Source organism: Mycobacterium yunnanensis, from assembly GCF_025823185.1.
Lineage (GTDB): Bacteria > Actinomycetota > Actinomycetes > Mycobacteriales > Mycobacteriaceae > Mycobacterium > Mycobacterium yunnanensis.
Genome location: NZ_JACKVK010000002.1, coordinates 74885 through 85660, shown reverse-complemented (window position 1 = coordinate 85660; position 10776 = coordinate 74885). Strand labels below are relative to the sequence as shown.

The following is a 10776-nucleotide window of genomic DNA, read 5'->3' as shown; positions in this document are numbered from 1 at the left end:
TCGCTGGCTGCGCTCGGGTTAAGTCAGACCCTACGACTCTGGCTTTACCTCTGGCAAGCCAGCGTGGCATCATGCCTCTGTGACCTCGATGACGTTGAAGGGCGCCCTGGCCGACCGCGACAGCTGGTCCGCGGCCAATTGCTCGATGGCCGCGGCGCTGGACGTCGTCGGCCGGCGAGCGAGCATGCTCCTGCTGCGTGAGGCGTTCTACGGCGCTCACCGCTTCGACGAGTTCGTGCGCCGGGCGCAGGTCAGCGAGCGGATCACCGCGGCCCGCCTCAAGGAGCTCGTCGACGAGGGCCTGCTAGAGCGACGTCCGTATCACGTTGCCGGACAACGGAGCCGAGAGGACTACCACCTGACCCGCAAGGGTGAGGAGTTGCTGCCCGCGCTCCTGGCCTTGATGCAATGGGGCAATCGATGGACGCGGACCGACGGCGGCCGCATCGCCCTCACCCACGCCGAATGCGGCAGCCCCGTCGAGGTCGACGTGCGCTGCGGGGCCGGCCACGCCGTCACCGTCGAGGACATCGACGCATCGGTGCGGTGAACGACCGATCCGCTTGGCTACCGTGACCGTCATGTCCTACATCGCCCTCCTTGCCTCCCGTGTCGCGCCGATCGGCGTCGGTGTCGCCATGGCGCTCGTGACGATTCCGGTGCCGGCTTCAGCCGACGCACCGAGCCCGCTGTACGCCCTCGTCGACGCCGCCGCTCAACGCCTCGAGACCGCCCAACCGGTCGCCGCGTCCAAATGGACCACCGGCGGCTCGATCAGTGACCCGGCCCGCGAAACCCAGGTGATCGACTCGGTCACCGCGGCGGCCCGCGAGCGCGACGTCGACGCCGACTACGTCCGACGGGTCTTCCGCGATCAGATCGACGCGACCGTCGGAGTCGAATACGCGTACTTCAGCGGCTGGAAGCTCGACCCCGCCAGCGCACCCACGACCGCACCCGATCTGTCGAACTCCCGGTCCGCGATCGACGGCTACAACCGCACCATGGTCAACGAGATTGCGGCGCAAAGGAACTCGTTGCACTCCCCCGCGTGCACCAACGATCTCGAGGCCGCTAGGGCGGCCGTGGTCGCCGACCGCGCCCTCGACGACCTCTACCAGCGCGGGTTGACGTTCGCGACGAGGTCATACTGCGGGTGAACGAACGGATGACATCGGGGTGAACACGGCGTTGACCTCGGCGAACGGGTCCGTCGCCGATTAGGCGTTCGCGGTCGCAACGGTTTATGGTCTACCGCGGTCCGTCGTCCGACACAGGAAAAGTCCTCATGCCTCTTCAGCCCACCTTGCGGCGCGCACACAACCCGGTTGGCACTCGTAGGCACCGCGTGATGCCCCGACTGAGCTGCCCCACCGTCGGCCAGAGCTTCGACATTCAGATCAGCCACGACGTCGACGGCTGGTCGATCCGGATCCCCGAGATCGGTGGCACGACGCACGCACGGCGACGGGCGACCGTCGAGCTGGCGGCACGGGAGTGCATCGCGGCCATGACCGGCATACCGATCGGATACGTGTCCGTGTTCGTCGCCAAGGAAACCGTCGGCGCCGAGTAGCCCTTCGACGACCTCCGCCGGGCCGTGCTCGGGAACGGGTTACGCGTCAGGCCCGACGTCCGTGGTCGGGTCGAGGGGCTTGTTGTAGACGATGAAGTCGCATGGCGTCGCGAGTCGTGGGGCCAAATGCGGATAGTGGTCTTCGAACCTGCCCTTGCGTACCACCTGATAGCCCGATCGCGCGTTCCAGTCCGCCATGAACACCTTCGACTCTTGCGTCCAATTTCGTGGGACGAGCAGTTCGATCTGCAGGACGGTGACACCGTCACGCCGAAGCTGGTCGACGACGAAGCGGCGTAGTTCACGCCCGATGCCCATGCCCCGGTAATCCGGGTCGCTGGCCAGCATTCCCGTCTCCGCCGTGTCGGAATCGAGGCGTTGCACGTGAATCGAGCCCACGATGCGATCGTCGAGGCGGGCCACGACGATCTGTCCAGCCCGTATGAAACCGATGATCTCGTCACGGGTGGTACGGGTCGCGCCCTGCTGCCACAGGCCATCCTCTGCAACGGCGTACACCTTGTTCACCAGCTCGACGACGTCTCGAACGGTAGCCACGTCTGACGCCGCCTCGACGGACAGGACCTCGATGCGCAGCGACGGCGTCGGTGAATCCTTCATCGTGCGCACTCCTCCGTGACGGGCCCTACTGAATTGTCGAGCACTCTGATGAAGACGCCGGATGCGACGCCGGTCTTCCCGACGCCTCCGACCCGTCGGCGCGGTCAGCAGCTAGTTGGTCGACGGTTGCCTGGTGGGGTCGTAGGGGTCGTACCACCACCAGTCGGCGCGTTCCCCGAGTGGGCCGGTGCACGGTGGCACCGCGGGTGGCGGTGTGGTCGGCGGCCTGGCCAGGGACGCCCCGGTCAGCACTCCGCCGTCGGCGTCGGTGACCACCAACTGGGTAGCGGTGCCGCTGATGGTGATGCCGCCGGTGTGGTGCAACCGGTGGTGGAACGGGCACAGCAGGACGCCGTCGGCGTCGGTGACCACCAACTGGGTAGCGGTGCCGCTGATGGTGATGCCGCCGGTGTGGTGCAACCGGTGGTGGAACGGGCACAGCAGGACGAGGTTGTCGGGGTCGGTGGGTCCGCCGTCTTCCCAGTGCCGGATGTGGTGGGCGTGCAATCCTCCGGTGGCCCCGCAGCCGGGCACCGCACAGCAGCGGTCGCGGTGCTCCAACACGCGACGGAGTCGTCGGCTGATGGTGCGGGTGGCCCGCCCCGCTCCCATCGGTGTCCCCTGGCGTTCCACCCACACTTCGCACGTCGCGTCGCAGAGCAGGTACTGGCGGTCGGCGTCGGAGAGAATCGGCCCCAGATGCAGCTCGGCTGAACGGTTCTCGGGGTCGAGGTGCACCACCACGGTGGTGTGCTGCCCATGGGGGCGGCGCGCCACGTCGGCGTCCCACCCGGCTTCCACCAAGCTGATGAACGCGTCCACGGTGGTGGGAAACGGCGGGGCCTGATCCGAAGGGATGCCGCCATCGCCGTCAGCCGCGTCGCCGTCGTGGTCATTGCGGCCGACCCCGTTATCCTCCCGAGCGGCCTTCCAATCGTTGATCAGCGCGTCGCGGTGCGAGGCCAACCCGGCCTCGACCTTCGCCGCCTCCACCTTCGGCAACCGGATCCGCCACGTCGTGTGGGTGGCGGTCTCGGTCGTGGTGATGGACCGATCCGGCTCCCACGACGGCTTGGCGTTGGGGCGGGGTTCGAGCTTGATGGCGGTCCGCAACTGGGTCACCGTGGCAACCGACGCCAGCGCGGCATAGTGCTCATCGGAACCATCGCCAGCGCGTTCGGCGATCACCCCGACCTGATCGAGGGACAACCGACCCTCCCGCAACGCGGTGGTGCACGACGGGAAGGCGGCGCGTCGCTCGGCAATGGTGGTGATGGTTTGCGCATTGTGGGGCGATATCCCGGTGCGCCAGGCCACCAGTGCGGAAATCGACCGGCATCCGGTGTTGCCCCACAGCCCGTCGCCGTCGATTTCGGCGACGATGTCCACGATGCGACCGTCGATCGCGTTGCGTTGACCGGTCAGCTCAGCCAACTCGTCGAACAACACCTCCAGACGCTCCTTGCCGCTCAGCGGCTCAGACACCAAAGGTGTTGCGGTCGTGGACATGTACCTATTGTAGAAGGGGGGTCCGACAACGGACTTAGACGCGAGTCACCCGGTTCGCCGAGGCCACGGCGTAGGCATGCATCGGCAACGCCAACCCAGATGCCAAGCCGGCCACCACGAGCGCCGCAATCGCACCGTCGAAGGCCAACGCCGTCAGCAGTTCCGGCGTTGGCGCAGACGCGAAGTTCACCAACCCGCTGAGCATCCGGAACACGTAGACGCCGGGAACCAGGGCCACGACCGACGCAAAACCCACCGCGGCGAACGGGATTCGCAAGGTGTGCGCGATCGGCACCACCAGGACGCCCGCGATGAGAGCCGAGCAGAACGCCGCGGTCGCCAGGTCCACGTGCCACGCCGTCAACGCCCACCAGTGGACCGCATGCACCAGCATTCCGACCGCCACCGGCCAGACGATCATCCGGTACGGCATCGAGAAGAAGACGGGGTAGGAACCCGCGGCAATTCCAGCGGCCAGGACGTCGACGCCCATCGGCACCGAGGCACCCGTCTGCCCCACCGCGATGCCGAGGCCACCGGCGCTCAAGCCGAGGATGAGACCGGTCGCGATCGCGGTCAATGTCAGTGCCGAATATCCCAGTCGCGCCGCACCCAGCGCCACCCGAAGGGACAGCAGATCCAGGGCACCGTTGAGGATGTGGGGTCCGGGCACCAAGACCATGGCCGGGCACAACACCACCAGACCGGTGGCGTCGTCGACGTGCAGACGGTCGGCCGCGACCCCCACCAGACCCGCGATCAGCGCCGCCGTGAAGGCCTGGGTGAGCACCTCGCCATGCAACCTCGCCACCGCGCGGCGAGCCAACCCACCCAGGGCCGCGCTGAGGGCGGCGACCAGTACGACGGCTGGCTGCTGCGCCCCGAAGATGATGGCGAGCGCACCGGCCCCTGTCGCGCAGGCGACGCTGAAGAGCAGGGTATTCGAGACGGGTTGTTCTCTGGCCGAGGCCAATTCGTCGCGTACCGTGTCGGCGTCGAGCGGCCCGTCCTGAGCGCGGTCGACGACGGCCATCGTCGCGGCGACCCGCCGCATGTTCACGCCGGTCGGTGAACCAGGGGCGACGCGGACCTCACCGCCCCGGCCGACGAACTGAAGTGACGCCCACGTCGGTACCAGCGTCCCCGAGGTGCCCAGCCCCGAATTCAGCCGGTCGACGGCGGCCAGTGTCATGCCGGTGGACTGGCCGCCGGCGTAGAGCACGGCAGCGGTGTCGAGCACGAGGTCGGACGCGGGCTCCGTCGGGTCGGACCCGTCGGTCTGCATCAAGCGCCACCCACCCCGTCACCGACCATGCTCGCCGGGTCGACGATCGAGTCGAACTGCTCGTCGGTGACGTGCCCGGACGCCACTGCGGCCTCACGAAGCGTGGTGCCCTTGGCCAGGGCGTCCTCGGCGATGTGTGCGGCGTTCTGGTAGCCGATGACGGGGCTCAGTGCGGTCACCAACATCAGGCTCTCGTCGACGTACTTGGTGATCCGCTCGTCGTTGAGAGTCGTTCCCTTGACCGAGTATTCGAGGAACTTGGCACAACCGTCACCCAGGATCCGAGCGGAGTGCAGGAAGTTCTCGATGATGACCGGACGCATCGCGTTGAGCTCGAAGTTGCCCTGCGAGCCCGCCAGCGCCACCGCGGTGTCGTTGCCGATGACCTGAATGGAGATCATCACCAGGGCTTCGCACTGGGTGGGGTTGACCTTGCCCGGCATGATCGACGACCCGGGTTCGTTGGCGGGCAGCTGCAATTCGCCAAGTCCGCATCGTGGACCAGACGCCAGCCAGCGCATGTCGTTGGCGATCTTCATCAGCGCCACGGCGAGACCGCGCAGCGCGGCGTGCGCCCGAACCATGGCGTCCAGCGATCCCAGGGCGGCGAATTTGTTGGGCGCCGTGACGTATTCGGCTCCCGTCAGGCTGGCGAGCTCGGCGGCGACGTCGCGGCTGAAGCCGGCCGGGGCGTTGAGGCCCGTTCCGACCGCCGTGCCGCCGACCGCCAGCTCCAGCAATCCCTCACGCGCGTGCCGCAGTTCGGCGATGCACGCGTCGAGTTGGGCGGCGTATCCCGACCACTCCTGACCGACGGTCAACGGCACCGCGTCCTCGAGGTGGGTCCGACCGATCTTGACGACGCCGGCCCACTGCGCCGCCTTGCCGGAGATCTCGCGCTGCAACGCCTCGACGCTGGGAATCAACCGGTCGTCGAGTTCGGTGACCGCCGCGACGTGCATCGCGGTGGGGAAGGTGTCGTTGCTGCTCTGTCCCATGTTGACGTGGTCGTTGGGCCCGACGGGCTGCTGGCTGCCGAGCTCGCCACCCAGGAGCTGAATCGCCCTGTTGGACAGCACTTCGTTGACGTTCATGTTGCTCTGCGTGCCCGAGCCGGTCTGCCAGACGAACAACGGAAACTCGTCGTCGAGCTTGCCTGCGATGGTTTCGTCGGCGGCCTGCACGATCACCTTGGAGCGCCAACCCTCGAGTCGGCCGGCTCGCTCGTTGACCAGGGCGCATGCCTTCTTCACCAGACCGTAGGCGCGGTAGACCTCGATCGGCATGTGGTCGTTGCCGATGGAGAAGTGGAGTAGCGAGCGTTGCGTCTGTGCGCCCCAGTAGTGATCTGCGGGCACGTCGACCGCCCCGAGGCTGTCGAACTCGCTGCGCGTGCCCGTCGCGTCGACGCCGACCGGCACGTCGGTGTAGGTCGGCTCGACCTCGGGGGTGGGGTTTGGCATGACGTGCTCCTTTCGACGGTTCATTGTGAGGCGTGGTCGACGGCATGGCGGTGACGCCACTCCGCGAGGACGATGACCGCGAGGACCGAGACCAGGCACCAAACGGGTGCTACGACGGGCACGGTCGCGAGTGTGAGCCCCCCGCAGGCGGCACCCACGACCGCGGCGATCAGCGCCGCCAACCCCGCGGTGTCGGCGCGCGACGCCTTCGACAGCGTGCGGTTGGCGATCAAGCCGGTCAGCGTGCCGGTGAGGTACGTGGTGGCCAGAGTGACGCCGAGGCCGCGCACCGCCGCTCCCTGCAGACCCATGCTCGCTGCCGCGGTCGCCAACAGCGCCATTTGGACGCCACCGACGGCAGCGCCGCCAGACATGACCCAGCCCACGGCCAGCGCGCACAGCAACGCCAGCTGGACGACGAGAACGGCGGTGACGCGGCGCGGCCACACCGGGTGGTCGGGTGCCCGGGCGCCGGTGATCGCGCTGCCGGCGGCGACGCCGACCACGTAGCCAACGAACGCGAGCACCGTGTGGACGATCGTGGCGACGTCGGCGCGGGCGAGACCCAGCCCCATCAGCGCCAGGTTTCCCGTCATCACGCTGGCGAACACGCCGCCGAGTCGCGCCAGCACCAGCACGTCGAGCGCGCCCGTTCCGAAGGTCAGCACGGCAGCGACGACGACGGTCCAGCGCTGATCCCGATGCATGCCTCCAGTCTGGGCGGCCGGGGCGGCGCTGTCCTCCCCGGTGGCGCAACCGCGCGGTGGGGGCTATCCGGTAGTGCGCACGCGCTGAGCAGCCAGCCGGACGGGCGCGTTGTCGGTGCCGTAACCGTCGTAATCACCGATGCGCTGGACGAATTCGAAGAACACCGATCCGACGGTCCGGGTGTAGAAGTGGATGAAGGCTCCGTCGCGGTTGCGGTCGTACAGCAGATCCAGCTCGCGAAGCTCGGCGACCACGGATTCCTCCACACCGAAGCGACCCGCCACGTAGTCGTAGTAGTTGTCGGGAACGGCCAGGAAGCGCAGACCCCTCGACCGCGCCTGCCGAGCGAATGCGACCACGTCGGCACACGCGAACGCGACGTGCTGCGGCATCTCCGACGCCTCGAGAACCTGCGGGGCGACGTTGAGCGGCAAGCGGATCGAGCCGTCGTCGGTCCGCATCACCTGGCTGCGCACCAGGCCGCGTGGGCCCGCCACCTCCGTCGGGGCGTCCGCGGCCAGCCCGAAGACACTGGTCAGAAAGAGCACCGCCTCGTCGGACGTCTGCCACGGGACGGCGAGGTTGACGTGGTCGACGTGGGTCAGCGGTGAGGCCGAATCCGGTGGGAGCCCGTTCTCGAACTCGGCGACCCACGGAGGTGGTGATCCCGCCGGTGGCGCCGTCACCCAGAAGAACTCCGTTCCGTCGGGCGCGATCGCCCCGCCCAACGCCTGTTCGGAGGCGTGCGTCCGGCGGTAGGCCACCGGTGCCATCAGGTCCGCCGCCCGCCGCGAGGTGGCGTCGCCGTCGGGGACCTGCAGACCCACCGCCGCGACGTGGGGCGTGCGATCGCGGGCCTGGTGTTCGTTGAGCACGACGCGAACGTCGCCGGCGGTCCACAGTGAGACGGGCTTGGTGCGGTGGCGTCCACCCGCGACGAAACCCAGTTGCTCCAAGAGGATCTCCACGTCACTGGTGTCCTCGGCCTTGAGTTCGACGAAGTCGAACCCGACCGGCGGTTTCGCGTCGGCCACCGGGGTGAGACCGGCGGCGCGTCGAACCCCGGGCAGCGCGGCGACCTTGTCCTGCAACCAGATCAGCGACCGCAGCGCATGCACGGCGGTCCGGTCGGGGTCGGTCTGCCGGAAGGTGTCGTTGAAGACCTCGAGCGACAGCGGGCCGTCGAAACCGGTCGCCAGCACGTGGGCGACGAAGGTCGCCAGGTCGAAGTCCCCCTCGCCAGGGAACAGCCGGTGGTGCCGGCTCCACGACAGCACATCCATGGAAAGCGCTGGGGCGTCGGCGAGTTGGAGGTAGAAGATCTTCTCGCCGGGGATGTCCTCGATGGCGGCCGGATCGTGGCCACGCGACAACACGTGGAAGCTGTCGAGGCAGACGCCGACGGCGGGGTGGTCGGCCAGTTCGACGATGCGCCAGGCCCGGCGGTAGTCGTCGACGAAGCGGCCCCAGGCCAACGCCTCGAAGGCAACCCGAACGTCGTAGCGCGCGGCCACGTCGCCCAGTCGGCGCAGTTGGTCGGCGGAGTGCTCGTCGGAGTCGACGGTGGCGGTGGCCACGTTGCTGCAGACGAGCACGGTGCCGATGCCCAGTCGGTGGGCGGTGGCGAAGGTGGCCGCGGTGCGGCGCAGGTTCTCGGCGAAGGTCTCGTCGTCGACGCCCTCGATGTCGCGCAGCGGTTGGTAGAGGTCCAGCGTGAGGCCCAACCGTCGCGCGAGCCCGCGGATCTCCTCGGGGCTATGGTCGCTGGCGATCAGATCCGGCTCGAAGATCTCGACGCCGTCGAAACCCGCGGCCGCGCAGGCGTGCAGCTTCTCGACCAGGGAGCCGCTGATGGACACGGTGGCGATGGACGTCCTCATGGTGTGCCTCCAATCACAATTCAATGTACTAAACGGTTCATACATTCGGAAGGCGACGCCGAGATCGGCCCTCGTCGCTCGGTAAGCTGCCGGGCGTGGCGCATCCCGAGTCGAGGCCCCAGCCAAAGCGGGAGCTGCTGCGCGACGCCGAGCGCACCCGCGCCGAGGTACTGGCCGTGGCCACCGAGGTCTTCGCCGAATCGGGCTACTCAGGGGCGCGAGTGGACGAGATTGCGCAGCGCACCCGGACCACCAAGCGGATGATCTACTACTACTTCGGCGGCAAGGAACAGCTGTACCTCGCGGTGCTCGAGAACGCCTACCGCGGCATCCGCGACGCCGAGCAGCTTCTCCAGGTCGACCACGTCGACCCGGTGGTCGCCATGCGCCGGCTGGCCGAACTCACCTTCGACCACCACCTCGACCATCAGGCCTTCATCCGGCTGGTGTCGATCGAGAACATCCACCGTGGCGCCTTCATCGCCCGACTCGACTCGCTACGCTCCCTCTCCCAGCCCGCCACCTCGCTCCTCGACGAGATCCTGGGACGCGGCCGCGCCGAGGGCGCCTTCCGCGACGACGTCGACGCGCTCGACGTGCACATAGTCATCAGCTCCTACTGCGTCTTTCAGGTGGCCAACCGACACACGTTCGGCTTCCTGTTCGGCGTCGACTTCACCGACCTGTCCCAACGCGCCCGCATGCGGCGAATGATCGGCGACGTCGTGGTCGGCTGGCTTACCACCCGCTAGCGCCGCCATTTCGAACACGGTGAGAGATCCGCGCCACCATCCGGGGTTGACGAGACGCACACCACACTGCTCAACTCTGTACGTACCAGTTAGTACATAAGCGAGAGCAGGTCGGCATGACGGCGAAACCCTTCTTGGTCGGACTGGTCGGCATCGGTGTCGGCCCGTCCCTGACCCCCGCCCTGCACATGGCCGAGGGCAAGGCGCACGGCCTGGACTACCTGTACCGCACCGTCGACCTCCGCGAAATCGGCGTCACCCCCGACCAGGTCGGCGAGGTGCTTCGGTGGGCTCGGGCGCTGGGCTTCGACGCGCTCAACGTCACACACCCCTGCAAGCAACTGGTGATCCCCCATCTCGACGTGGTCGACGACGCGGCCGCCGCACTCGGCGCGGTCAACACGGTGGTCTTCGAGTCCTCCCGGACCGTCGGGTACAACACCGACGCGCCCGGTTTCGCCACCGGATTCGCCGAGGGCCTGCCCGGGGCCGCCACCGACGACGTCGTCCTCCTGGGAGCCGGCGGCGCGGGCACGGCCGTCGGCCACGCGCTGCTCGACCTGGGCACCGACCACCTGACCGTCGTCGACGTCGACGTCGACCGCGCCGCGACGTTGGCCGGCGAGCTGTCTGCCCGCCATCCCGAGGCGCGCGTCGACGCGTCGGCCTTCGACAAGCTCGACGTGCTGCTCGCCCACGGCGACGGCGTCGTGCACTGCACCCCCACCGGCATGGCCGACCACCCCGGTCTCCCGTTCGACGAGGCGCTGCTGCACCCCGGTCTCTGGGTCGCCGACATCGTCTACCGACCACTGGACACCGCGCTGCTGACCGCCGCGCGCCGCGTGGGCTGCCGCACGCTCGACGGTGGCCACATGGCCGTACATCAGGCCACCACCGCCTTCGAGTTGATCACCGGCATCGCACCGGACGCGGCCAGGATGTCGCGTCACTTCCGAGGCCTCGTCTCGTGATTCGCACC

11 protein-coding genes are annotated in these 10776 nt (G+C 68.3%); 5 read left to right on the top strand and 6 right to left on the bottom strand.

Annotated features, from left to right (window positions below):
* Positions 1-88: 88 nt before the first annotated feature.
* From H7K45_RS03220 to H7K45_RS03210, 3 genes are all read left to right on the top strand, one after another.
* Complete coding sequence (locus tag H7K45_RS03220; protein WP_263994419.1) at positions 89-550, top strand: winged helix-turn-helix transcriptional regulator; 462 nt, start codon at positions 89-91, stop codon at positions 548-550.
* Between the two features lie 31 nt (positions 551-581).
* The gene (locus H7K45_RS03215; protein WP_263994327.1) at positions 582-1160 is read left to right on the top strand and encodes a chorismate mutase; all 579 of its coding nucleotides are present in this window, start codon (positions 582-584) and stop codon (positions 1158-1160) included.
* 191 nt (positions 1161-1351) lie between these two features.
* The gene (locus H7K45_RS03210; protein ID WP_263994326.1) at positions 1352-1576 is read left to right on the top strand and encodes a long chain fatty acid-CoA synthetase Faa4p; all 225 of its coding nucleotides are present in this window, start codon (positions 1352-1354) and stop codon (positions 1574-1576) included.
* 39 nt (positions 1577-1615) lie between these two features.
* On the opposite strand, the gene H7K45_RS03205 is transcribed toward H7K45_RS03210, so the two are convergent.
* The 6 genes from H7K45_RS03205 to H7K45_RS03180 form a co-directional block, all read right to left on the bottom strand.
* Positions 1616-2197, bottom strand: a complete 582-nt coding sequence (locus H7K45_RS03205; protein ID WP_263994325.1) for a GNAT family N-acetyltransferase — start codon at positions 2195-2197, stop codon at positions 1616-1618.
* Positions 2198-2308: 111 nt separating this feature from the next.
* Positions 2309-3706, bottom strand: a complete 1398-nt coding sequence (locus H7K45_RS03200; protein ID WP_263994324.1) for an HNH endonuclease signature motif containing protein — start codon at positions 3704-3706, stop codon at positions 2309-2311.
* Positions 3707-3740: 34 nt separating this feature from the next.
* A complete protein-coding gene (locus H7K45_RS03195) occupies positions 3741-4991 on the bottom strand; it encodes a threonine/serine exporter family protein (RefSeq protein ID WP_263994323.1) in 1251 nt (416 codons plus the stop codon).
* The gene (fumC, locus tag H7K45_RS03190; RefSeq protein ID WP_263994322.1) at positions 4991-6454 is read right to left on the bottom strand and encodes a class II fumarate hydratase; all 1464 of its coding nucleotides are present in this window, start codon (positions 6452-6454) and stop codon (positions 4991-4993) included. The genes H7K45_RS03195 and fumC overlap by 1 nt, the downstream gene beginning before the upstream one ends.
* A gap of 20 nt (positions 6455-6474) precedes the next feature.
* Positions 6475-7161: a DUF1275 family protein gene (locus H7K45_RS03185; RefSeq protein WP_263994321.1), complete on the bottom strand. Its 687-nt coding sequence runs from the start codon at positions 7159-7161 to the stop codon at positions 6475-6477.
* A gap of 63 nt (positions 7162-7224) precedes the next feature.
* Positions 7225-9042, bottom strand: a complete 1818-nt coding sequence (locus H7K45_RS03180) for a bifunctional sugar phosphate isomerase/epimerase/4-hydroxyphenylpyruvate dioxygenase family protein (RefSeq protein ID WP_263994320.1) — start codon at positions 9040-9042, stop codon at positions 7225-7227.
* Between the two features lie 95 nt (positions 9043-9137).
* Here H7K45_RS03180 and H7K45_RS03175 point away from each other — a divergent pair, with 95 nt between their 5' ends.
* Positions 9138-9794: a TetR/AcrR family transcriptional regulator gene (locus tag H7K45_RS03175; RefSeq protein ID WP_263994319.1), complete on the top strand. Its 657-nt coding sequence runs from the start codon at positions 9138-9140 to the stop codon at positions 9792-9794.
* Positions 9795-9910: 116 nt separating this feature from the next.
* On the top strand, positions 9911-10768 hold the full coding sequence (locus tag H7K45_RS03170; protein ID WP_263994318.1) for a shikimate dehydrogenase: 858 nt from the start codon (positions 9911-9913) through the stop codon (positions 10766-10768).
* The last annotated feature ends 8 nt before the right edge of the window (positions 10769-10776 follow it).